General features: G+C 69.4%; 21 protein-coding genes. 9 read left to right on the top strand and 12 right to left on the bottom strand.

The genetic code is table 11. The features are described from left to right. Positions 1 to 33: 33 nt before the first annotated feature. Entirely contained in the window at positions 34 to 1,188 is a 1,155-nt protein-coding gene (hemW, locus tag ASC65_RS01030; protein ID WP_156459506.1) for a radical SAM family heme chaperone HemW, read from the bottom strand. 117 nt (positions 1,189 to 1,305) lie between these two features. Then, positions 1,306 to 1,905: an RdgB/HAM1 family non-canonical purine NTP pyrophosphatase gene (gene rdgB / locus ASC65_RS01025; protein WP_056448273.1), complete on the bottom strand. Its 600-nt coding sequence runs from the start codon at positions 1,903 to 1,905 to the stop codon at positions 1,306 to 1,308. A 455-nt stretch (positions 1,906 to 2,360) separates the two neighbouring features. On the opposite strand from rdgB, the gene ASC65_RS01020 reads away from it, so the two are divergent. The 3 genes from ASC65_RS01020 (at position 2,361) to ASC65_RS01010 (ending at position 3,911) form a co-directional block, all read left to right on the top strand. Next, positions 2,361 to 2,933 carry a DUF2975 domain-containing protein gene (locus tag ASC65_RS01020; protein ID WP_056448270.1) on the top strand — a complete coding sequence of 191 codons (573 nt, stop codon included), beginning with the start codon at positions 2,361 to 2,363 and terminating at the stop codon, positions 2,931 to 2,933. A 166-nt stretch (positions 2,934 to 3,099) separates the two neighbouring features. Next, positions 3,100 to 3,360 (top strand): helix-turn-helix domain-containing protein, encoded by a 261-nt coding sequence (locus tag ASC65_RS01015; protein WP_056448267.1) that lies wholly within the window; start codon positions 3,100 to 3,102, stop codon positions 3,358 to 3,360. Beyond that, the gene (locus tag ASC65_RS01010; RefSeq protein WP_056448264.1) at positions 3,357 to 3,911 is read left to right on the top strand and encodes a Smr/MutS family protein; all 555 of its coding nucleotides are present in this window, start codon (positions 3,357 to 3,359) and stop codon (positions 3,909 to 3,911) included. The genes ASC65_RS01015 and ASC65_RS01010 overlap by 4 nt, the downstream gene beginning before the upstream one ends. Before the next feature lie 28 nt (positions 3,912 to 3,939). On the opposite strand, the gene ASC65_RS01005 is transcribed toward ASC65_RS01010, so the two are convergent. Then, a complete protein-coding gene (locus ASC65_RS01005; RefSeq protein WP_156459505.1) occupies positions 3,940 to 4,239 on the bottom strand; it encodes a hypothetical protein in 300 nt (99 codons plus the stop codon). Between the two features lie 25 nt (positions 4,240 to 4,264). Next, positions 4,265 to 5,281: an adenosine kinase gene (locus ASC65_RS01000; RefSeq protein ID WP_056448260.1), complete on the bottom strand. Its 1,017-nt coding sequence runs from the start codon at positions 5,279 to 5,281 to the stop codon at positions 4,265 to 4,267. A gap of 164 nt (positions 5,282 to 5,445) precedes the next feature. Here ASC65_RS01000 and ASC65_RS00995 point away from each other — a divergent pair, with 164 nt between their 5' ends. After that, positions 5,446 to 6,315 (top strand): ATP-grasp domain-containing protein, encoded by an 870-nt coding sequence (locus tag ASC65_RS00995; protein ID WP_056448257.1) that lies wholly within the window; start codon positions 5,446 to 5,448, stop codon positions 6,313 to 6,315. A 153-nt stretch (positions 6,316 to 6,468) separates the two neighbouring features. On the opposite strand, the gene ASC65_RS00990 is transcribed toward ASC65_RS00995, so the two are convergent. The 3 genes from ASC65_RS00990 to ASC65_RS00980 all read right to left on the bottom strand — a co-directional run bounded on the left by ASC65_RS00990 (position 6,469) and on the right by ASC65_RS00980 (position 9,060). Beyond that, positions 6,469 to 6,948, bottom strand: coding sequence for a hypothetical protein (locus ASC65_RS00990; RefSeq protein ID WP_056448255.1), 480 nt, complete (start codon positions 6,946 to 6,948; stop codon positions 6,469 to 6,471). Position 6,949: 1 nt separating this feature from the next. Beyond that, positions 6,950 to 7,717 carry an endonuclease III gene (gene nth / locus ASC65_RS00985; protein ID WP_056448252.1) on the bottom strand — a complete coding sequence of 256 codons (768 nt, stop codon included), beginning with the start codon at positions 7,715 to 7,717 and terminating at the stop codon, positions 6,950 to 6,952. An 86-nt stretch (positions 7,718 to 7,803) separates the two neighbouring features. Beyond that, the gene (locus ASC65_RS00980; RefSeq protein WP_056449141.1) at positions 7,804 to 9,060 is read right to left on the bottom strand and encodes a flavin monoamine oxidase family protein; all 1,257 of its coding nucleotides are present in this window, start codon (positions 9,058 to 9,060) and stop codon (positions 7,804 to 7,806) included. Between the two features lie 122 nt (positions 9,061 to 9,182). Here ASC65_RS00980 and ASC65_RS00975 point away from each other — a divergent pair, with 122 nt between their 5' ends. Genes ASC65_RS00975 through ASC65_RS00955 form a run of 5 tightly spaced genes read left to right on the top strand, consistent with a single transcriptional unit; the run spans position 9,183 to position 13,823 of the window. Next, complete coding sequence (locus tag ASC65_RS00975; protein WP_056448249.1) at positions 9,183 to 10,283, top strand: HlyD family secretion protein; 1,101 nt, start codon at positions 9,183 to 9,185, stop codon at positions 10,281 to 10,283. Positions 10,284 to 10,302: 19 nt separating this feature from the next. After that, positions 10,303 to 11,895: a DHA2 family efflux MFS transporter permease subunit gene (locus tag ASC65_RS00970; RefSeq protein WP_056448246.1), complete on the top strand. Its 1,593-nt coding sequence runs from the start codon at positions 10,303 to 10,305 to the stop codon at positions 11,893 to 11,895. Continuing rightward, a complete protein-coding gene (locus ASC65_RS00965; protein WP_056448244.1) occupies positions 11,895 to 12,488 on the top strand; it encodes a TetR/AcrR family transcriptional regulator in 594 nt (197 codons plus the stop codon). Before ASC65_RS00970 ends, ASC65_RS00965 begins: the two co-directional genes overlap by 1 nt. A gap of 55 nt (positions 12,489 to 12,543) precedes the next feature. Continuing rightward, positions 12,544 to 13,299: a creatininase family protein gene (locus ASC65_RS00960; RefSeq protein WP_056448241.1), complete on the top strand. Its 756-nt coding sequence runs from the start codon at positions 12,544 to 12,546 to the stop codon at positions 13,297 to 13,299. Positions 13,300 to 13,319: 20 nt separating this feature from the next. Continuing rightward, positions 13,320 to 13,823 (top strand): hypothetical protein, encoded by a 504-nt coding sequence (locus ASC65_RS00955; protein WP_056448238.1) that lies wholly within the window; start codon positions 13,320 to 13,322, stop codon positions 13,821 to 13,823. A gap of 63 nt (positions 13,824 to 13,886) precedes the next feature. Here ASC65_RS00955 and ASC65_RS00950 read toward each other — a convergent pair whose 3' ends face one another. From ASC65_RS00950 to ASC65_RS00930, 5 genes are all read right to left on the bottom strand, one after another. Further along, a complete protein-coding gene (locus ASC65_RS00950; protein WP_056448235.1) occupies positions 13,887 to 15,344 on the bottom strand; it encodes an AMP nucleosidase in 1,458 nt (485 codons plus the stop codon). Between the two features lie 57 nt (positions 15,345 to 15,401). Continuing rightward, positions 15,402 to 16,259 (bottom strand): alpha/beta hydrolase, encoded by an 858-nt coding sequence (locus ASC65_RS00945; protein WP_056448232.1) that lies wholly within the window; start codon positions 16,257 to 16,259, stop codon positions 15,402 to 15,404. A gap of 59 nt (positions 16,260 to 16,318) precedes the next feature. Then, complete coding sequence (locus tag ASC65_RS00940) at positions 16,319 to 18,361, bottom strand: AsmA family protein (protein ID WP_082525811.1); 2,043 nt, start codon at positions 18,359 to 18,361, stop codon at positions 16,319 to 16,321. A gap of 139 nt (positions 18,362 to 18,500) precedes the next feature. After that, on the bottom strand, positions 18,501 to 20,600 hold the full coding sequence (locus tag ASC65_RS00935; RefSeq protein ID WP_056448229.1) for a S9 family peptidase: 2,100 nt from the start codon (positions 20,598 to 20,600) through the stop codon (positions 18,501 to 18,503). 74 nt (positions 20,601 to 20,674) lie between these two features. After that, positions 20,675 to 22,765 carry an alpha/beta hydrolase family protein gene (locus ASC65_RS00930; RefSeq protein WP_056448226.1) on the bottom strand — a complete coding sequence of 697 codons (2,091 nt, stop codon included), beginning with the start codon at positions 22,763 to 22,765 and terminating at the stop codon, positions 20,675 to 20,677. Positions 22,766 to 22,856: the final 91 nt, after the last annotated feature.

Genomic DNA, 22,856 nt, shown 5'->3' with positions numbered 1-22,856 from the left:
CGCTCAAGCCCTCTCCCAATGGGAGAGGGGCGTTCAAGTCAGCAGCGCCTTCAGGACCCCGTCCAGCACAGGGCGGCCGGCCGGCGTGGCGGCGACGCGGCCCTCGGCGAGGGCGAGGAAGCCGCCGGCCAGCAGTTCCGCGAGCGCCCCCTCCCGGGGGGAAAGATCGAGTTCCTCCAGCGTCGCCAGCGGCACGCCCTCGACGGTGCGCAGGCCGAGCAGAATGCGCTCCTCGGCGGCCTCGGGCGGGGACTGGGCCTCCCGCTCGGACCAGGGCGAGGCGGCGGCGACGCCGGCGATGTAGTCAGCGATGCCGCGGCGAGCGACGGTGGCGGTGCGGGCTTTGTGCAGGGTCAGGCGACCGTGGGCGCCGGGGCCGAGGCCGAGATAGTCGCCGCCGCGCCAGACATGGATGTTGTGCGCCGAGCGGGCCGCGACTCCGCGGGCGTGGTTCGACACTTCGTAGGCTTCGAAGCCAGCGCCCTCGAGCACGGCCTGGGTGGTCTCGTACAGGGCGGCGGCCAGGTCCTCGTCGGGCGGCGTCCAGGCCCCGCGCGCCACGGCGCGGCCGAAGGCGGTCGTCGGCTCGATCGTGAGCTGATAGGGCGAGACGTGCTCGAAGCCGAGGTCCAGGGCCTCGCTCAGCTCGGCCGACCAGCCGTCCACTGTCTGGTCCGGGCGGGCGTAGATCAGGTCGATGGACAGGCGCGGGAAGGCGCGGGCGGCCGTGGCCACCGCGCGGCGCGCCTCGTCGGCCGAGTGGTTGCGGCCAAGGAAGGCCAGGGCCGCGTCATCGAAGGCCTGCACGCCCATCGACAGCCGATTGACCCCGGCCGCGGCCAGGGCGGCGAAGCGGTCGGCCTCGGCGTCCGTCGGATTGGCCTCCAGCGTGATCTCGATCGGGCCGCGCGGTTCGAACACGGCTTCCGCCGCCGCGATGATGCGGCCAACGGCGTCCGGGTCCATCAGCGAGGGGGTGCCGCCGCCGAAGAAGATGGAAGCCAGGCGTCGCGGCCCAGTCAATACGGCCTGGGCCTTAAGGTCGGCGAGGATGGCCTCCACCAGGGCCGCCTGCTCATCGCCCCGCCCCCGGTCGCGCACGACGTTGAAGTCGCAATAGGGGCAGATGCGGGCGCAGTAGGGCCAGTGGACGTAGAGGGCGACGTCGCTGCCGGGATCGGGGATCATGAAAAGTGATTAGTGGTTAGGGGTTAGTGGATGGCTGGGGTTCTTACGGATCCGATGCGACCACGGACAGCGACGCATCGAACCACTAGTCACTAACCACTATTCACCCTGCGGCCCCTACTCCATGAGCGCCTGTTTGAGTTTCTCGAACGCCAGGGCGCGGTGGCTCAGGGAGTCCTTCAGGGTCGGGTCCATCTCGCCGAAGGTCTCGGTCTGGCCGTCCGGCAGGAAGATGGGGTCGTAGCCGAAGCCGCGGTCGCCGCGGGGCGGGAAGACCAGGATCCCATGGACGACGCCCTCGACCACCACCGCCGGGCCGTTCGGCCAGGCCACGGCCAGGGCCGAGGTGAACCAGGCGCGGCGATCATCGGAGCCGACTTCCTCCAGCCGCTCCTCGACCTTCTTCATCGCAAAGCCGAAATCCTTGTCCGGCCCGGCCCAGCGGGCGGAGAAGATTCCCGGCGCCCCGTCGAGAGCCGCGACGGACATCCCGGAATCATCGGCCAGAGCGACCTCGCCGGACAGGTCCGCGGCATGACGCGCCTTGAGGAGCGCATTTCCGGTGAAAGTCGTCTCGGTTTCGTCCGGCTCGGGCAAATTCAGGCTGCCGGCGGTGACGACCTCGTAATGTCCGTCCAGGAGGGCTTCGATCTCGCGCGCCTTGCCCGGATTGTGAGTCGCTGCGACCAGCCGCATGCCCTTGATTAACTTCAACATTGTGATCCCAAGCCTGGCTGAAACAATTCATTGCGGATGTTTAATATCGTTAAACGATATGTAACATGACTTCCCACCCCGCACGTCCTATCTATTATCTCAAGAACGGACGCCGCGACGTTCCTCGAAACCGCCCTCCCCGGCAATATCGATGCAGCGGCACAACAAAAGAGGGGTGAAAAATCCCCTCACTCAGGACCGACGGAGAAGACAAATGAATACCCTGAACGCTTCGATGTTCATCGAAAAAATCGGCTACGGCGTCATCAATGCCTGCCTGCTCGCCGCCCTGCCGACCGCTCTGATCGCCACCCTCGTCCAGGCCCTGTGATCCCTTTTCGGTTCACCGGAGCTTTGACGATCCGCATGACAGACGCGAAGAATAAGACCGCGCGTGGGTTCGCCGGACCCCGCGCGGCGATCGCGCCCTGATTTCCGGCCCGAAAGGTCCGCCGATGCGCTTCCCGAAGACGCCGACGCTCGGGATCCGCACGCCTGACCTCCCCCATCTCAGCCTGGTCTCGATCTCGAGCATCGCCGGAACGGCCTGCTCGGTCGCCTTCTGGGTGCTCGCCGTCGGCGCGGTGCTGATTCCCGCCGCCGTCCTCGGGCTGAAACTGCTCTCGCCCGATGCGGTTCTGACCGCCGGGACCGGCGAAGACGCCATCCAGTTCTCCTTGCCGTGGGCCTATGTGCTGCTCGTGGCCTCCGCCGCCTTCGCCTATCTGGCCATATCGGCGCTGATCTTCCGCCTCTTGATCCGCATCGTCGCCACCCTGCGCGTCGGCGATCCCTTTCATCCGCGCAATGTCCGCCGACTGCACCAGATCGGCGCCGCCTTCGCCTCGGTGACCCTGGGGGTCTGGATCGGCCAGTTCGTGGTCGCCCGCGCCGTGCGTGGCGCCATGCCGTCGCCCAGCCTGTTCGACCTGATCACGCCCTCCTTCGCCGTCGTCATCATCATCGTGGTCGCGGAGGTTTTCCGGGAGGGCGCGCGGCTGAGGCACGAGTCGGAACTGACCATTTAGAGTGGGAGCGCGGTCAGAAGGCTCCGCCTTCTCGACCCGACGCGCTCCGGGGTTTTGAGTCTGCGTACCGGCGCTGAGGGGCGCAGGATTTTGGGGGCCCCGAGTTGGGCCGAACTTGGGAACGCAGCGGTCGACCGGCCGCTATGTTGAATATAGAGACGCTTCAATGGCCATCCGCGTACAGCTTGATCGCATCCTCCTCGAACGGCGCATGTCGCTGACCGAGCTGGCGGATCGCGTCGGCGTGACCGTGGCCAATCTTTCGATCCTCAAGACCGGCAAGGCGCGCGCGATCCGTTTCTCGACCCTGGACGCCCTTTGCCGCGAGCTGAACTGCCAGCCGGGCGACCTGCTGGGCCAGACGCCGGGGCCGCAGGATCCCGGCTCCGACGAAGATCCCGACGGGAACGCGCCCGGCACGACATGAGCCGGCGCGACGATCTCACGCCTGACGACCGTCGCATCTGGGCCCGCGTGGCCGGATCGGTGACGCCCGCCGTCCGCAAGAAGGCCCTGCGCATCACCCCGGGCGCCCTCGAGGTCGAGCCGCCGCCCGCCCCGCATCCGACCGGCAAGGCGAAGCCGCGCCCGGCGGCCGTTCTACCGCCCTCGGCCGTCCCCGCCCCCGCTTCCGCGCAGCGTTCGCGCGGCGTCCCCGAAGAGCTGGAGCCCCGGCGCAAGCGCCGCCTGTCGCGCGAACGCGATCCGATCGAGGCCAGGATCGACCTGCACGGCTACGGCCGCTTCCAGGCCCAGGACGCCCTGACCGCCTTCCTGATGGGGGCGCAGGCGCGCGGTTATCGCGCCGTGCTGGTGGTCACCGGCCAGGGCCGCCGCGGCGGCACGGGCATCATCCGCGCCTCGGTGGGCGAGTGGCTGCAGTCGCCGGCGTTGCGCGGCGTGGTCTCCGGCTTCGCTCCGGCCGCCCGCCAGCACGGCGGCGACGGGGCGCTGTATGTGACGATCCGGCGGGGCTAGGCGGTTCGGGAGGCATGCCCCTAGAAGTTCAGCCCGCTCTCGACTTGTGCTTGAGCACGGAACAGACCTCGGCGCCGAACCCCATCGAGGTTTCGACGCTGAACGTTCCCGTCCCGGTGAAGTAGTGGCACCGGAAAGTGGGAATGACGCCGTGGCTTTCTTCAGAGGTTTTGGGCAGCGGCGGGCGTGATGTGTCCGTCAACCAGAACAGCACGCCATGGCTGGATAAGACGAGGGCGCCGTAGAGCCCAATCACCGCCGCCAGCACGAGATACCGCTTTCTGAATCGCTTCAATCGCCCGCCCCCCGGCGGACAGTCGCGCAGCATGCGGTCAAGGCGTAAACTGGAGCCTTCACCCCAGAACCAGCCCCGCGTCCTTCGCCAGCGTTTCCAGCGACGTCATCGGGCGGGGGCCCCAGTGGGCGATGACTTCCGAGGCGGCCAGGGAGCCGAGCTTGGCGGAATCTTCCAGCGACAGGCCCCGGGCCAGGCCGAGCAGCAGGCCGGCGGCGTACTGGTCCCCGGCCCCGGTGGTGTCGATGACCTTGTCTACGGGTGCGGCCGGGACGGCGACGCGCTGGTCGCCCGAAATGACCACCGAACCCTCGGCGCCGCGGGTGACGGCTGCGACGTCGACCATGGAGGCCAGGCGGGCGGCGGCGGCGTCGAAGTCTTCGGTCTCGAACAGGGCGGCCAGCTCGGCCTCATTGGCCAGGACGATGTCGGCCGAGGCCTCGATGAAGGCCAGCAGCTCGGCGCGCCAGCGGGCGACCACGAAGGTGTCCGAGAGGGTGATGGCGACCTTGCGGCCGGCCGCGTGGGCCGCGGCGGCGGCGGCCTCGAAGGCGGCGCGCGCCGGGGCCGGGTCGAACAGATAGCCCTCGAGATAGACGATGGCCGAGGCGCCGACGACGGCCGGGTCTATGTCGGCCGTGGTCAGCTGGTTGGCGGCGCCGAGGAAGGTGCACATGGTGCGCTGGGCGTCGGGGGTGACGTTGATCATGCACACGCCGGTGGCGTGGCCGGTCGACGCGCCGTCCTTGAGCGGCGGGGTGGCGAAATGGACCCCGGCGGCGGTGATGTCGTGGGTGAAGACCCCGCCCAGCTGGTCATCGGCGACCTTGCCGATATAGGCGGCGCGGCCGCCCAGCGAGCCGACCCCGGCGACGGTGTTGCCCGCCGAGCCGCCCGAGGCTTCGACCCCCGCCTGCATGGCGGCGTAGAGGGCGGCGCTCTGCTGGGCGTCGACCAGCTGCATCGAGCCGGCGACGAGGCCCTGGGCCTCCAGGAAGGCGGGCTCACAGGGAGCGAGGACGTCGACGATGGCGTTGCCGACGGCGCAGACGTCATAGGTGGGGAGCTGGGTCATGGGCGCGCCATAGCGGGCGGGACGCGGAATGGCCAGCGGCGTGAGGCGTGGCGAGTGGCGAGTGACGAGTGACGAGCGACTGGATCTCGATACCGCTGCGATTCTCGTCGTCGGGGTGAACCTCGCCACTCGTCACTCGCCACTGTCGAGGTTACACCCGGCGCATGACCCGTATCGCCGTCCTGACCCCCGACCCCGCCGATTCCTCCTACGCCGGCCAGTGGCCGCAGGTGCTGGAGCGGCTGGCGGGCGCCCTGGCCGAGGCGGGGATCACGGTCGAGCCGACGCCGTGGACCGACCACATCGCCGACGCCTCGCGCCTGCTCGACTACCCGCTGGTTTTGCCGGTGATCGTCTGGGGCTACCACCGCGACCACGGCCGCTGGATGCAGGCCTGCGAGACCTGGACGAAGGCGGGGGTGCGGATGCTGAACCCGGCCGAGGTGATCGGCTGGAACTCGGACAAGAGCTACCTCGGCCGCCTGGCGGAGAAGGGCGTCGCCATCCCGGACACCGTCTGGGTCGAGGGCGTGACCCAGGCCGACGTCGACGCCGCCTTCGACCGCTTCGGAACCGACACGGTGGTGGTCAAGCCGCGGGTGTCGGGCGGGGCCTGGAAGACCCTGCGACTTTCACGGGGCGAGGCGATGGTGGACCCGCCGCAGGGCCCGGCGATGATCCAGCCCTACCTGCCGACCATCGAGACCGAGGGCGAGACCAGCCTGCTGTTCTTCGGCGGAAAGCTCAGCCACGTGGTCAACAAGCGGCCGGTCTCGGGCGAGTTCCGCATCCAGGTCCAGTTCGGCGGCCAGTACGTCGCCCTGCCCGAACCGCCCGCCGAGGCGCTGGCCCTGGCCCAGCAGACTCTGGCCGCCATCGACGAGGACCTGCTCTACGCCCGCATCGACATGGCCCCCGCCCCGAACGGCGGCTGGCGGCTGATGGAGGCCGAACTGATCGAGCCGGACTTCTACCTCGGCTCCGCGCCGGAGGGCGGCAAGCGGTTCGCGGAAGCGGTGAAGGCGAGGCTGTAACTCGACCACCGCTCACCCCGGCGAATGCCGGGGCCCAGATCCTATGGCGCAGGCGGTCGGCATCACGAGCGACGCTCATGGAGCCCACTTTGAGCCATCGCATCTGGATCCCGGCATTCGCCGGGATGCACGGTGAGATATCCACCCCGCTTCTCAGGCTCGACGCCTTAGCAGAAGCACGCCGACAATGGCGGCCGTTCCGGCGGCCCCAATCGCAAGATGAAGCGCCGCGGCGACGTAGGCAGGCGCCGCGAAAAGAATTCGGGTCTCGCGAGCCGAATAGGCCGACGCCATTTCGCGCGTCAGTCCCGGCAGCGAAACCTCTGCCTCGATCCAGACAAAGGACGCGGACGCTAGGCCAACGACGGCGCAAGAAATCGCCAAAGCGATCGCGAGGTAGTATCCGGCGGCATCCTCGCGCCGAGATAATGCGGCCGCCAACGTGCCTGACCCTGCGAGCGCCAAGGCTATCCAGGCGGGGATCGACTGGCCGATTGCGTAGCGAGCGACCTCCAGAACTTCGAGCTGAGGAGACCAGAGCCCGGCGGCGACCGCCACTCCGACCATGGTCGCCGCTACGACACTGACCGCAACGCCGAAAACAACACTGCGAAGATCGGTGCGCCCCGCCACCTCAGCCCGCCTCCCCCAGCGCCTGAAGCCCCGCGCGGCTCGGGCATAGGTCGCTGATCACGCAGGCGCTGCACTTCGGCCTGCGCGCCGTGCAGGTGTAGCGGCCGTGCAGGATCAGCCAGTGGTGGGCCTTGGGGAGCCACTCCTCGGGGACGACCTTGTGCAGCTGAGCCTCGACCTTGTCGGGCGTGCCGGCGTTGGCGAGGCCGAGGCGGTGGGAGACGCGGAAGACGTGGGTGTCGACGGCGATGGCCGGTTCGATCCCTAGCTCATTCAGCACCACGCTGGCGGTCTTGCGGCCGACGCCGGGCAGGGCCTGCAGGGCGTTGCGTTCGAGCGGGATTTCGCCGCCATGCTGCTCCAGGACGATCCGGCTGAGCGCAATCACGTTACGCGCCTTGCCGCGATAGAGGCCGATCGAGCTGATGTATCCAATCAACCCTTCCTCGCCGAGCGCCAGCATCCTGGCCGGCGTGTCGGCGACCTTGAACAGCTTGTCGGTGGCCTTGTTGACCCCGACGTCGGTGGCCTGGGCCGAGAGGGCGACGGCGACGACCAGGGTGTAGGGACTGGACCAGTTCAGCTCGGTCTTGGGGTCGGGCATGATCGCCGACAGCCGCTCGAAGATGGTCTCGACCCGGTCCTCGTCCGGCGGCCAGCGCAGCACGGGCACCGAGGCGCCGGTCATCACCGCGGGGCGTTTGGGCCCCGGCCCCGGGACGCGAGACAACGGCTTGATCTTCGGCTTGGCGGTGACGGGCTTGGCCATGCCCGACCGATACCGCGTTTCGCGGCGGCGCCAAGCGTCCCATTCACAACGACAAACGGCCGGGCGCGAGGTGCTCAACGACTGGCTCAGGACGCCTCGCCCAGCCCCAGCGCGGCCAGCGCCTCGTCGGCCGCCCGCTCGCCCTCCATCCACGCGCCGTGCGCCGTGCCGTAAAAGGCTTCGGCGGTCGCTTCCCCCGCCAGGAAGATACGGTTCTCGACCGAGCCCTTGAGGCGGCGGCGGGCGTCGGCGCGGCCGGGGCGGGCGTGGGAATAGGCCCCGCGGGACCAGGGGTCGGCGCCCCACATCGTCGTGGCGACAGGCTCAAGGCGCCGACGCATGTTCGAGCCGAGCAGGTGGACCAGTTCGTCCGTCGCGAAGGCGAGAAAGGCGGCTTCGCCCTCGGCCTCGAGCTGGCGGGCGATGTCGCCGCCGAACCAGGCCTCGATCATCGGCCGGCCGAACGGGCGCAGGTGATAGCCTGCGGTGTCCGCGGTGTCGGTGCGGCCCCACAGCTGGCTGTCGGGCGGGAAGTCGTCGGCGCCGGCGACGGACAGGTGCAGTTTGGACGCCAGTCCCAGCGGCAGGTCGGCGGCGGCCTCGGCCAGGTCGGGCAGGGGCGGATCGAAGCGCAGGACCTCCGCCGCCAGCAGGTCGGTGGGCAGGGTGACGATGACCGCCCGCGCCTCGACCACCCCCTTGGCGGTATGGAGTTTGAGCGTCGGCCCGGTGCGGTCGATCCGGGTCACCGGGCAGTCGAGCACCACGGGAAGGTTCGCGCCCAGCCGCTCGACCAGGCGGCCATAGCCCTCCGCCACCCGCCAGTTCACCCCGGTGTCGCGGTAGGCGTCGTAGTCGCGGATCGAGACCTCGGCGAAGCGGGCCCCGTTGAGCGCGCCGGAGATGGCGTCCATGCGCGGGTTCCAGCGGTCGCCGGGCTCGAAGAGGATCGAGGCCGGACCCTCCTCGCCGCGAGCGGCGGCGTCGGCGACGCGGTCCTCGAAGGCGGCGAAGGCGGCGCGGAACTCGGCCTGTTCGGCCTTGGACATCTCATGGTCGAAGGCCTGGCGCTCCCAGGGCGGCGGGGTCTTGTTCAGCGTCAGACCGAGCGCTTCAACGCGGGCGGCGAGCGGGTTCTCGTCGGCCGAGTGCAGCCAGCCGCAACCCATGTCGAGACCGAAGCCTTCGGCGGCGAGCGTCCAGGCCCGGCCGCCGATCCGGTCGCGGGCCTCGAAGACGGCGAGGCTCAGCGGACGGCCGGACAGGCGGCGCGTGGCCGCCAGGCCGGCGGCCCCGGCGCCGATGACGGCGATGTCGAATGCAGCGGGAAGGTCTGTGGGCATCATCAGGCTTAACGGCCCGAAACATGACGTGTTGCGGCGCCGAAACAAGTCGGGTTGATTTTTGGACAGTGCTGTCCATTTATGCGCCACCTCCCTCCGATCGCCTCCCCCGAGTTCGCCGCATGACCCTCTCCCCGGTTCAGAAGAAGCGCCTGCCCCTGCTCGTCGCCGCCGTCGTGGGCCTCGCCCTCGTCGTGGGCGGGGTGATCTGGTGGCAGGGCAAGCAACGCTGGGAGGCGACCGAGAACGCCTTCGTCGCCGCGGACACCACCGAGGTCAGCCCCCAGATCGACGGCTATGTCGTCGAGGTGCTGGTGGCCGACAACCAGCGCGTCGAGGCCGGCCAGGTGCTGATCCGTCTCGACGACGCCGACGCCAAGGCCAATCTGGCCCAGGCCGAAGCCAATCTGGCCGCCCTGCAGGCCGGGGTTCAGAACGTCGATGCTCGCGCCGAACAGGAGCAGGCGATGATCGCCAGCCGCGCCGCCGCCGTGAGCCAGGCGCAGGCCCAGGCCGACCTGGCCCGCCAGCAGGTCGCCCGCTACGGCCAGCTGGCCGAGAAGGGGTGGGTCTCCCAACAGCGCATCGAAACCGAACGCGCCGGCGTGCGCACCGCCCAGGCCAGCGTCGCCGAGGCCCAGGCGGCCCTGGTCGCCGAACAGCGCGCCGCCGGCGTGCTGGGGTCGACCCGCGACCAGTCGGTGGCCTCGGTCGACCAGGCTCGCGCCGCCGTCGACAAGGCCCGCATCGCGCTCGACCGCACCGTCATCCGCGCGCCCGTGTCCGGCGTCGTCGGCGCCCGCGGCGTCCGCGTCGGCCAGTACGTCCGCCCGGGCGGGACCATCCTGTCCATCGTGCCCCTGGGCGACACCTATGTGGTCGCCAACTTCAAGGAGACCCAGCTGGGTCGCCTGCGCATCGGCCAGGAGGTCGAAATCAAGGCCGACGCCTTCAAGGGCCAGCCCCTGACCGGCCATATCGACAGCTTCGCCCCGGCCACCGGCTCGGAATTCGCCCTGATCCCGATCGAGAACGCCACCGGCAACTTCACCAAGATCACCCAGCGCGTGCCCGTGCGCATCCGCGTGGACCGTCGCGACGGCGCCGCCGCCCTGCGCCCCGGCCTGTCGGTCGAGGTCAAGGTCGACCTGAAGAGCGCCGGCGGCGCCAGCTTCGCCGAGGCCGCCACGGCGCCGGTGCAGACCGCCTCGCTGGGCCAGTAGGGCTCACAGGGTCAGACCGATGACCGCCACCACCCTCGACACCGCGCCGGCGGCCCCGCCCGCCGCCGAGCCCAAGGTCAACTGGACCATTCTGCTGCTCGGCTTCGCCGGCATGGTGATCGGCCAGTTCATGGCCATCCTGGACATCCAGATCGTCGCCTCGTCCCTGCCCCAGATCCAGGCGGGCGTGGGCGCCTCGGCCGACGAGATCAGCTGGATCCAGACCGCCTATCTGATCCCCGAGGTCGTGATGATACCCCTATCGGGGTATCTGTCCCGGCTGTGGGGGACCCAGAAGGTCTTCCTGATCTCCTGCGCCGGCTTCATGCTGATGAGCGTGGCCACCGGCATGTCGTCCTCGATCGAGGCGATGATCTTCTTCCGGGCGCTGCAGGGCTTCGTCGGCGGGGCCATGATCCCGACCGTTTTCGCCGTCGCCTTCACCGCCTTCCCGCCCAAGCAGCGCATCACCGCCAGCGTCATCATGGGGCTGATCGTGACCCTGGCCCCGACCGTGGGACCGACCCTCGGCGGCCACCTGACCGAACAACTGAGCTGGCGCTGGCTGTTCTTCATCAACGTCCCGCCCGGGATGCTGGTGCTGTTCCTGGTCGGCCGCTACGCCAATTTCGATAAGGGCGATCCGAGCCTGGCCAAGGGTTTCGACTGGTGGGGCCTGGCCTTGATGGCCAGCTTCCTGATGAGCCTGCAGTTCGTGCTCGAGGAGGGCTCCAAGAACGATTGGTTCGCCGACGACCAAATCCTGCTGCTGGCTGTCGTGGCGGCCGTCACCGGCCCGGCCTTCATCTGGCGGACGCTGACCTACTACAATCCGATCGTCGAACTGCGGGCCTTCAAGAACCGCAACTTCATGGTCGGGGTGGTGATGACGTTCACCGTCGGCGCGGCCCTGTTCGGCGGCACCTTCCTGATGCCGCTCTTCCTCGGCCGGGTGCGCGGCTATTCCGCCGCCGAGGTGGGCACCACCATGGTCGTCTCCGGCCTGGCCATGTTCGCCACCGGCCCGTTCGCCGGGCGGCTGGTGCGCGCGCTTGATCCGCGCATCCTGATGTTCACCGGCTTCATGATGTGCGCCTGGGGCATGTGGGACGCCCACGCCATCACCAGCGAATGGGGCTTCTGGCAGTTCGCCGGCGTCCAGGCCCTGCGCGGCGTCGGCGTCATGCTGGCCATGATCGCCTCGCAGCAGGTGACGATGTCGACCCTGCCGCCGCACATGGTCAAGAACGCCTCCGGTCTGGTGAACCTGTTTCGCAACGTGGGCGGCGCCTTCGGCCTGGCCATCCTCAACACGTCGCTGACCACCAATACGGCCCGCCATATGAGCGACCTGACCCAGGCCATCCCCAACACCAACATCGCCATGCAGGGGATGATGGCGGGGATGCAGGAGCGCTTCAGCGACTCGATCGACCCGGCCGGAGCGGCGATGAAGGCGATGTACGGCATGCTTCAACAGCAGGCGACGACCCTGGCCTTCGGCGACGCCTTCGCCATGCTGGCCCTGGGCTGCGCCTTCGCGGCCTTCGTCACCCTGCTGGCCAAGCCAGTGAAGACCCCGGCGGGCGCGCCGCCGGTGGAGGCGCACTGATGCCCCGCATCGCCGGACAGGTCGACGAGACCAAGACCGAGGCCATCCTGGAAGCGGCCACAGCCCTGTTCCACGAGAAGGGCGCGACCGCCTCGATGGAGGAGATCGCGCGCCGCGCCGGGGTGTCCCGCCAGACGCTGTACAACCGCTTCCCGTCCAAGATGGAGATCGGCCGGGCCCTGGCGGCCCGACGCTCGGACGCCATCAGCGCGCCGCTGCGCACCGGCGGCGATCCCGAGGCGGTGCTGACGGCCCTGGCGCTCGGCATGCTCGACAAGATCATCGGCAAGGACGGCAAGGGTTCGATGCGCGGCGTCGCCATGCTGTCGCCGCACGCCCCCGACGTCGCCGCCGCCATCTATGAAGCGGGACCGGCCGAGAGCCTGCGCCGCCTCGCCGCCTGGCTGGCCGTTCAGGACCGCGACGGGCGACTGTCCGTCCCCGATCCGGCCGCCGCCGCCGAGATGTTCGCGGGCATGGTGCTGGGTCACGGTCATCTGCGCGCCATCCTGGGCGTGGCCCACCCGAGCTTCGACCCCGAGGCGCGCGCCCGCGAGACGGCGCGGCGCTTCCTTCGCGCCTTCGCGGGATGACGGGACGAAAGGATGCGTCTAGGACGCTCCCAGTACCCAATTTGAGAGCCTGTCCATGCTGATCCACCTGTCGTCCTGGCCCGAGATCGACGCGGCTCTCAAGACCACCAAGACGGTGATCGTGCCGATCGGCTCCAACGAGCAGCATGGCCCGACCGGCCTGCTCGGCACCGACTGGTTGTGCCCCGAGATCATCGCCCACGCCGCCGAGAAGCAGGACGCGAACCTGGTGGTCGCGCCGACCTTCAATATCGGCATGGCCCAGCACCACCTGGCCTTCGCCGGCACCATCAGCCTGCGCCCCTCGACCTTCATGGCGGCGATCACCGACTGGACCCATTCGCTGGCCCGGCACGGCTTCGAGCGGATCTATTTCCTCAACGGCCACGGCGGCAACGTCGCCACCATCGAGGCGACCTTCTCGGAGATCTACGCCACGCCGTCGTTCCAGAAGCGACCGTCGCGCATCGTGCTGAAGCTGCGCAACTGGTGGGACCTGCCGGGCGTCACCTCCCTGTGCAACCGCATGTTCCCGAAGGGCCATGGCATGCACGCCACGCCGTCCGAGATCGCGGTGACCCAGGCGGCCTATCCGGACCGCATCAAGACTGCGGACTACAGCCCGCAGATCGCGCCGCTCGGCCCGATCCGCGACGCCCTGGACTACCGCGCCCGCTTCCCGGACGGCCGCATCGGCTCGGATCCGGCCTTGGCCACCCCCGAGAAGGGTCAGCAGATCATCGACGCCGCTGTCCCCGCCCTGCTCGCCGACGTGGCGGAGTTCTCCAACGAAGTCTTGCCGGGCCTCTGAAAGGGGCCCAAGGCTAGGGCATGACACCGATCGACAAGGCTATTCGCACCGGGCGCCGCCTGACCCGCAACGCCTCCTCGGCCGCCGCCACGGCGGTCGCCGGCGGCGAGACGCTGCAGGCCGCGGGCGACGTGATCAGCGCCCGCCTGGAGATGATGGCCGCAGGCCTGGCCGATCCGCGCAAGCTCGACCTCAAGGAAATGGCCTTGATGGGCTCCGAAAAGGTCGAGGCCCTCTCGGCCTCCGCCTCGGCCATGGCCCGGAGCCTGGGCGACATCGGCGGCCGCGTCGGCGCCAGCCTCATGACCGAGGCGGGCCTCGCCTCCCAGGCGGCGACGGCCATGGCCTCGGCCGGCAGCCCGGCCGAGGCCCTGCAGGCGCAGTACAGCTATGCGGTCGGCTGGTGGGGCCGCGCGGCGGGCCAGATGCTGGCCCTCAACACCGAACTGCTGAAGGGCCACGCCAACGCCCTGCGGCCCATCCACCAGACCGCCGTCGCCAACGCGAAGCGGCTGAGGAAGTAAGCGTCTTCGCCAGCGCAAATTCGATGTCGCGCTTGTAGCCGGCGAAATGTAGCGCTTTGTCGACTACCGGAACGGCGGCTCGTCGAAGGCGCGGAGCTTGCGGCTGTGCAGGCGATTGCCCTCGGCGCGCAGCAGGTCGACGGCGTGGATGCCGATCTGCAGGTGCTCCGAGATCGAGCCTTCATAGAAGCGGTTGGCCTGCCCTGGCAGCTTGATCTCGCCGTGCAGCGGCTTGTCCGAGACGCAAAGCAGGGTCCCGTAGGGCACGCGGAAGCGATAGCCCTGGGCCGCAATGGTGGCGCTCTCCATGTCGATGGCCACGGCCCGGCTCTGGTTGAAGCGCAGGGCCGATTTGGAGTAGCGCAGCTCCCAGTTCCGGTCGTCGGTTGTGACCACCGTGCCCGTGCGCAGGCGCCGCTTCACCTCTTCGCCCGGCGCGCCCGAGACGATCTTGGCCGCGTCGTAGAGGGCGCGTTGGACCTCGGCGATCGAGGGGATCGGGATGTCCGGCGGCAGCACCGCGTCGAGCACGTGGTCATCGCGCAGATAGGCGTGCGCCAGGACGTAGTCGCCGATGGTCTGGGTCGGGCGCAGGCCGCCGCAGTGGCCGATCATCATCCAGACGTGCGGGCGGGTCACCGCCAGGTGGTCGCAGATGGTCTTGGCGTTGGACGGACCGACGCCGATGTTGACCAGGGTGATGCCTTTCCAGCCCGGCGCGGTCAGGTGGTAGGCCGGCATCTGGTGCTTCTTCCAGGCGGCGTCGGTGATGGCCTGTTCCGGGTTCGGCGTGTCGCGGGTGATCACCACCCCGCCGGCGCAGGACAGGGTCTCGTAGGGGCTGGCGGGATCGGCCAGCTGGGCGCAGGCCCAACGGACGAACTCGTCGACGTACCGATTGTAGTTCGTGAACAAGATATAGGACTGCACGTCCTCGACGGGCGTGCCCGTGTAGTGGCGCAAGCGGGCGAGGGAGAAGTCGGTGCGCAGGCCGTCGAATTGCGACAGCGGGAAGTCCTCGGCCGGATCAAACAGACCGTCGGAGATCTCGTCGCCGATGTGGGCCAGGTCCGTGGTTGGGAAATAGCGCGCGACGGCCGCCGTCTGGCTGCGGTCCAGGACCACGTCCGAGCCGTCCATCACATAGGGGAAGGGGATCTCCTGATCCGAGGGGCTGACGTCGAAGGTCGCGCCGTAGTCCTGCTCCAGCAGGCTGAGCTGCTCAAGCAGGTAGGGGCGGTAGAGCTCGGGGCGGGTGATGGTCGTCGAATAGACGCCGGGGCGCGACAGCCGGGCGTAGGCCCGGGTCTCAAGGTTGGCGGGGCGATCGCCGAACCAGCTGACGCGCAACTCGGGATAGGAGAACAGGCCCTTGGCCCGAACCTCGGGGTCCGGCCGCTCGCCCGTGTCGAGGAAGGTGCGCACCGCGTTCCGCAGGCTGGCCACCGATTGATTGTAGAGCGTTTCAAGGCGGTCCAGCGCCGCCGGGGCCGTCATCGGGCCATTCTTCGTATCTGTCATGGCCTCCGATAACGGAAGAAGACGACATTGGCGAGACAAGCAGCGTGACGGTTCGTGTCAGACAAGCTCGCGGCGAAGGAAGGCCGTGACGTCGTCCAGCACCGGGGCCTTCTTGCGGAACAGGGGCGAGAAGACCGCGAGCATGTCGGGGTGGGTGAGGCCGCGATAGAGTTTGGCCTCGCAGCGGCCGCCGGCGGCGCGCTGGCGCTCGCACAGGATGGTGGTGTCGACCGACTCGACGACGACATCCGCGGTCCCATGACCGAGCCAGAGCGGCGGGGCGTCGGCGCGGACGAAGGCGACGGGCTGGGTCAGGGTCAGGTCGGGGGCGCGGCCGAAGGCGTTCTTCGAGGCCGGCACATCAAGGGGCAGGAAGTCGTAGGCGCCGGACAGACCGACGGCCGCCTTGATGACGTCCGGCGCGCCGGCCGCGGCCATGTAGCGACGATCCAGGGCGATCATCAGGGCCAGATAGGCGCCGGCGGAATGGCCGATGACGGCGAGTCGGGCCGGATCGCCGCCGAACCCCGCCGCGACTTCGGCGACCTTGGCGGTCGCGCGGGCGGCGTCCTCGACGAAGGCCGGGAAGTGGACCTCGGGGACCAGGCGGTAGTCGGGCACGGCGACGACGAAGCCTCGCGCCGCCAGCGCCTGGGCGGCCCAGCCGTACAGGCCGCGCTCGCCCGACTCCCAGCCGCCGCCGTAGAAGAAGACCAGCACGGGCCGGGGCGCGGCCGCGGGCGCCGTCGGCGCCCAGACGTCGAAGCGCTGGCGGGGGTCGTCGCCATAGGCCAGCCCCTCGGCGACCCGGCGCACCCCGCCATCGCGCGGGGCCACGGCATTGAGCAGACCCAGCGGCGTGCAGGCCGCGACGAGGGCCCCGAGCGCGGGCGCGAACAGTCCTCTGCGGGTCATGGCCCCTCTGATCCGACGCAAGACCGACAGGAGTGGCACGAAGGCCGGCCTCCGCTCAATCACCGTGTGTTCGAGATCAAGGCGCCGCAGTTGGCGTCCTCGGCCAGGCCGGGGTCGACGAAGGGCAGCAGGGCGGCGAGCGGATGCACCAGGGCCGCCAGGCCAACGGCCAGCCCGGCCTGCGCCGCCACCGGACCGCCTTCGATGCCGACCTTCGGCTTGGTCAGGGGGCCGCTGACCAGAATCGGCGACCACAGGCTGACCAGCCGCGCCTCCTTGGGTTCGCCGTCGATGCGCAGGTTCATCGTCTCAGCCCCGAGGTCGATCGTCCCCGAGCCGTGGGCGAAGACCGGGGTGGTGTCGATGACGAAGGTCGTGGACGTGGCCGTGCCGCCGCGGACATCGAAATTGGCCACCGCGCAGCGGATCTCGGCGGTGGAGTCATCGTCGTTGAGCAGCTTGAACAGGCCGGCGGTGGCGTTGATGCCGAGCAGTTCGGCGAAGGCGGAGCGCATCCGACCCTGCGGCACGATCAGGCTCATCGTCCCCTTCGACCCGGCCGCGAAATCGCGCACCGAGGCGCCTGAGCCTTCCAGCTTGGCTCGCCCGAGGGCCCGGCCGGTGACGGTCGGGACGCCGCCGCGAGCCGGGATGATCGACTCCAGCGGATAGCCGCGGAGCCGGAAGTCGACGGCGCTGTAGGGCACAGCCTTGCGGGCGTCGATGCGGGCCGTGCCGTTCAGCTCGCCACGGCTGAAGGTGAAGGCGACGGGGTCGAGGTTGAGGACGCCGGACTTGAGGTCGGCGCCGAGATCGACGCGGCGCACCTCCAGGGCGTTCCGCTTCACCGCCCCAGCCTTGTAACGGATGGTCCCGTCCATGACGCGGAGTCGGGTGACGTCGAGCGGCGCATCCGGTAGCAGACGGCCCGGCGCGCCCGACGTCAGGACCGTGTCGCCGCCGGCGACGCGCGGAGCACCGCCCAGGACGGCGGCGAGGTCGTCCAGGTCGAGCAACCGCGAGCGCAGCTCCCCATCGACGCGCCGTCGGCCGTCGACCTTGTTGATACGCAGGTCGCCCGACAGATCGGACGAACCGACCCGGCCGTTGAGATCATTGAGCGTGAACAGAGACCGGTTGCGGGTCAGCTTGCCGCGCAGGCGATAGGGCGGCGTGTTCGGCGTGGTGATGCCGGTCAGCAGATAGAGGTCGGCCAGGTCGCGCCCCTGCAGGCTGAGGTCGGCGTCGAAGCGGCGCAGGTCAAAGGGCCGATTGATCTTGCCGTCGGCGCGCAGGCGCGAGCCGACGCCGGCCACCTCGGCGGTGAACTCATAGGGCCGGTCCCGCTTGATGTTGATGAAAGGCCCGCCGCGCACGGTCAGGGTCAACGGCGTCCGGTTGATGGTGCCGCGGCCGTCGAGGTGGAAGCCGGCGTCGACGTCCGAACCCTCGCGGGCCGTGATCGTCGCCTCGAGCTTGATCTTGCGGTTCTGCTCGTCGAGCGAAACCTTGCCCTCGGTGATGATCAGCCGATTGATCGGCGGCAGACGCATGCCCTCGCCGTCATCCGGCTTGTCGGGGTCCAGCTCCCAGCTCTTGCGGCCGTCCGTGGTCGAAATCAGCACCAGCTCCGGCCGGGTGATGGCCACCCTCGGCATCTCAAGCCGGCCCATCATCAGGGCCCGCAGACGCACGGCCAGCTGCAGGTCCTCGACCTGGACCGTATCGCGCTGCCGCGCCCAATCCGGGCCGCCGATGCGCAGGTCGCGGACCCGGGCCGAGGGCGTCCAGCTGAACAGGTTGACGTCCAGATCCCCGTTGAGCTCGATCTGGCGGTCGTATTTGGCCGAGGCCCAGCGCCCGATCGGCCCCCGCAGCCAGTTCCAGTCGAACAGCATCAGGAAGACGACCACGACTGCAATGAGCGCCAGAGTGACTGTAGCGGCGATCTTCTCCGGTCGGCCCGGCCGCCGGAAGCTGGTGTAGACAGGGTCGTTCTCGCGCACCCAGTCACGCCACTGACGCGCACGGGCGCCGGCCGGGACCAGGGCCCGGTCGCGCAGCGCATGCCAGTTCGGGTTTTCTTTCAATCGCTTGTGCACGACCGGCGCTCCGAGGAAGCCGGTTCAACGCGCGAAAACCGGGAATAGCCTCAGCCCGTTCACGCCCTGCGTTCGCCGAAACGGAAAAGGGCGCCCCAGCAGAGGCGCCCTTCCCTTCATTTTGATCCCAGACCCGGACCTAGTTCGCCGGCTTCAGGTGCTGGTCGAGCCAGCCGAACACCTCGTTGTGCCATTGCAGGCTGTTGGCCGGCTTGAGCACCCAGTGGTTCTCGTTCGGGAAGACGATCAGCTTGCTCTCGATGCCGCGGCGCTGCAGGGCCGAGAAGGTCGACAGGCCCTGGGCGGTCGGAATGCGGAAGTCGAGATCGCCCTGGACGACCAGCATCGGAGTCTTCCAGTTCGAAACGTGGTGGACCGGGTTGAAGCGCTCGTAGCCTTCCGGGTTCTCATACGGCGTGCCGCCGTACTCCCACTCGGTGAACCACAGCTCCTCAGTGCCGTAGCCCATCCCTCGGATGTCGAAGACGCCGTCGTGGTTGACCAGGCATTTGAACGCGTCCGGCCACTGGCCGGCGATCCAGTTGATCATGTAGCCGCCGTACGACGCGCCGAGGGCGCAGGCGTTGTCGCCGTCCAGGAAGCTGTATTTCTGCTGCGCCGCGGCCCAGCCCTTCTGCAGGTCTTCCAGCGGGCGGTCGCCCCAGTGCTGGCTGATCGCGTCGGTGAAGCCCTGGCCGTAGCCGGTCGAGCCGTGGAAATCGATCATCACCACCGCATAGCCGGCGCCCGCATAGGTCGACGGGTTCCAGCGGTAGGACCAGCTGTTGCCGAACGAGCCCTGCGGACCGCCGTGGATCAGGAAGGCGACCGGGTATTTCTGGCCCTCGACGTAGTTGGCCGGCTTGATGACGTAGCCGTGCACCGTCTCGCCGTTCCAGCCCGGGAAGTTGAACTGTTCGGCCTCGCCGAAGGTCTTGGCGTCCAGCTGCGGGTTCACATTGGTGATCTGGCGCGGCATCTCGCGACCGCGGAAGGTCTTCACGAACAGCTCGCTCGGACGCCGCAGGGTGTCCTGGGCGAAGACGAAGCCCGACGCGGTCTGCTGGAAGGCCGAGACGTGGCCCTCGCCGGTGATCGGCACGACGTTTCCGTTGCGCGCGTCGATCGAGAACAGGCGCGTCTGGCCGACGTCGCCGGCGGTGACGTAGAGGGTCCGGCCGTCCTTCGACCATTGCAGGCTGTCGGCCGAGCGGTCCCAGTCCGCCGCCACCTGGCGCACCTGGCCCGAGGCTGCGTCACGCAGGAAGATCGAATATTTGTCGGCCTCGAAGCCCGGGCGGGCCATGGCGCGATAGGCCATGGTCTTGCCGTCCGGCGAGAACACCGGGCCGGTGTCCCAGGCGTCATTGTTGTCAGTCAGGTTGGCGAACTGGCCGGGCGCCGAGACGGCCACCTGATACAGGTCGAAATTGGTGCTCCACGGCTCGCTCGAGCCGGCGTGACGGGCCGAGAAGACGATCGACTGGCCGTCGGGGGTGAAGGTGAACTCGCTCTCGTCGCCGAACGGCTTGGAGGGGGTGTCGCCGTCGAAGCCCTTGGTCACATGCACCGGGGCGCCCGAACCGTCGGCGTTGACCACGAACAGGTGGTTCTGGGTGCCGTCCGCCCAGGTGTCCCAGTGGCGCACGAACATGCGGTCATAGACCTGGCCGGTGGCCGGATCGTCGGCCACGGCCTTGTTGCGGTCGACGGTGCAGGCCAGGTCGGCGCAATCGGGGAAGACGGCCAGGGAGACGACCACCTTGGAGCCGTCGTTGCTCAGGCGGTAGGCGTTGACGTCGAGCGGCAGGTTGGTGACCTGGACCGGGCCCGTGCCGTCCGCGGCGGCGCGCCAGACCTGGCTGGAGCCCGAGCGGCCCGAGAGGAAGTACAGCTGGCCGTTCGAACCCCAGCGCGCGGTGTTGGCGCCGCCCTCGTTGATGGCCAGCTTGCGCGGCTCGCCCGGGTTCCGAAGGTCGAGAATGTAGAGGGCGCCCGAGCGGCGGTTGGCCGCCACGTCGGTCGTGGTCACCGAATAGACCACCCAGCGGCCGTCCGGCGAAACCTGCGGATCCCCGAGCCGGTTGGCGGAAATCATGTCGTTGTAGTTGAAGGCCGGACCGGCCTGGGCGGCCGCCGTCGCGGGCGCGCTGGCGGCAGGCGCCTCGGCGAGGGCGGGAACGGCGGCGGCGAGAGCCAGCGCGGCGCAGGCGCCGGCGAGCAGGGAGCGGTGACGCATGGACGATTTCCTCATGTCTGCGGCGCTTGGCGTAGCACCGCCGGACGGGCGGAGGAAGCGGCCCCGCTACACGGCTATTGAGCGGCCGTGTGGCGCGTCGTCCAGTCGAGGATCTCCTGCTGCCAATCGACCCAGGTGCGCGGCTTCAGCACCCAGTGGTTCTCGTCCGGGACATGGACGAACCGGCTCTCGATCCCCTGACGCTGAAGCGCCGAGAAGGTCCCCAACCCCTGCTCGATCGGCACCCGGAAATCCCGCGACCCGTGCAGCACCAGCATCGGCTTGGACCAGTCGGCCACATAGGTGTTGGGACTGAACTGTCGGTACAGCTCCGGATGCTCCCAAGAGGCGCCGCTGAACTCGGACGTGCCGAAATTGGCGATGTCCATGGCGTTCATCAGCTGGCCGACGTCGAAGACGCCCGCGTGGTTGACCAGGCAGTCCCATGGCGCATTCCACTTGCCGGCGATCAGATTGACCATGTAGCCGCCGTAGGAGGCGCCCAGGGCGCAGGCCCGCTCGCCGTCCATCCACGGATTGGCGGCCAGGGCGGCGGTCCAGCCCTTCTGCAGGTCTTCGAGCGGACGGTCGCCCCAGTGCTCGTTGATCGAGTCGGTGAAGGCCTGGCCGAAGCCCGGCGTGCCGTGAAAATTGACCATCACCACGCCGAAGCCGGCGCCGGTGTAGATCTGCGGGTTCCAGCGATAGCTCCAGCCGTCCGAGAAGGGCGATTTGGGCCCGCCGTGGATGACGTACAGGACCGGATAGGTCCGCCCTTCGACATAGCCTGCGGGCTTGAACACCCAGCCCTGCACAGGCTCGCCGTTCCAGCCGGAGAAGGTGAAATGCTCGCCCTTCGGCAAGTCCAGCCCCGCCGTTGCTTCGGCGTTGTGGCGGGTCAGCGGCTGCGGGCCGTCGCGACCGATCTCGACCAGCTGGGCCGGACCGTCGAAGGTCTCGTGCGCCACGACCAGGCGGTCGCCGACCGCGTCGAAGCCGGCCGCCGTGCCGCGGCCGGTGACGGCGCGAACGGCCCCGGACCGGGCGTCGATCTCGAACAGTTTCTGCTGCCCGTCTTCTGCGGCGAGGGCGTAGAGCGCCCGCCCGTCCGGTCGCCAGCGCAGGCCTCCGGCGCCGCGGTCCCAATCTGCCGCGACAGCGCGGGCGTCGGAGCCGTCCGCGTCGGCGATCATCAGCACCGGCTGGTCGCCGAAGACATTCTCGCGTCGACCCGCCAGCCACGCCAGGCGCCGGCCGTCAGGCGAGAATACCGGGTTGAAGTCGGGGGCGGCGTTTCCCTGCGTCACGTTCACGGCCGGGCCGCCCGCGACCGGGACGACAAAGACGTCCGTGTTGTTTGTATAGGCTTCGGCGCGACCTTGCGTCTGGGTCTGGAAGGCCAGGCGCGTCCCGTCGGGAGACAGGTTGAACTCGCCGTCGTCCCCGAGCGGCCGCGACGGCGCGTCGCCGTCCATCCCGGCCATCAGATCGCGCGGCTGTCCCGCGGCCAGCCCCGATCCGTTCAGGTCGAGCGCGAACAGATGGCTCCGACGGCCATCGTTCCAGCTGTCCCATGGACGCAGCATCTGACGATCGTAGGTGCGGACCGTGGCGGCCGCGTTGGCCTTGAGCCGGTCGCGGCTGCAGGCCAGGTCGGCGGCGCAGTCGAGGAAGACCGGCAGCGCGACGATCAGCGTGCGGCCGTCGGCGGCGAGGCGGAAGGCGGTGACGTCCACCGGCAGGCTGGTGACCTGGGTCGCGGCCTGGCCCTGGGCGTCCATGCGCCAGACCTGACTGGAGCCGCCGCGCGTTGAGAGGAAGTAGATGGCCGTTCCATCCGGCGACCAGCGCGCCGAGCCGACGCCGCCGTCTGAGGCGGGCAGCCGGCGCGTGGCGCCGTCGGCCTCGACGACCCAGGCCGCGCCGACGCCCTTGTTTCCGGCCCAGTCGGTGGTCCGGACGTTGTAGAGGACCCGTCGCCCGTCCGGCGACAGGCGCGGGTCGGAGACGCGCTCCATCATCGCCAGCTGTTGCGGGCTGAGCCCGCCCGCCGCGGTCGGACGAGGATCCGGCGCCTCGGGCGCGGTCTGCGCCAGGGCGGAAACGCCCGGGAGGCACAAGGCGAGGGCTGTCGCACCCGCCAGCAAGCTCATTCTGATCGGCATGGTACGCCCTCCTCCAAGCCTGACACAGGTAACACGGTTCCACCCCCCGCCAAGCCGCTTGCCGTCCGTCGCGGGAGCGGCGACAACCGGC

This window comes from Brevundimonas sp. Root1279 (genome assembly GCF_001425945.1).
Lineage (GTDB): Bacteria > Pseudomonadota > Alphaproteobacteria > Caulobacterales > Caulobacteraceae > Brevundimonas.
The sequence above is the reverse complement of the archived record's forward strand: the minus strand, read 5'-3'. Positions and strand labels throughout refer to the sequence as shown.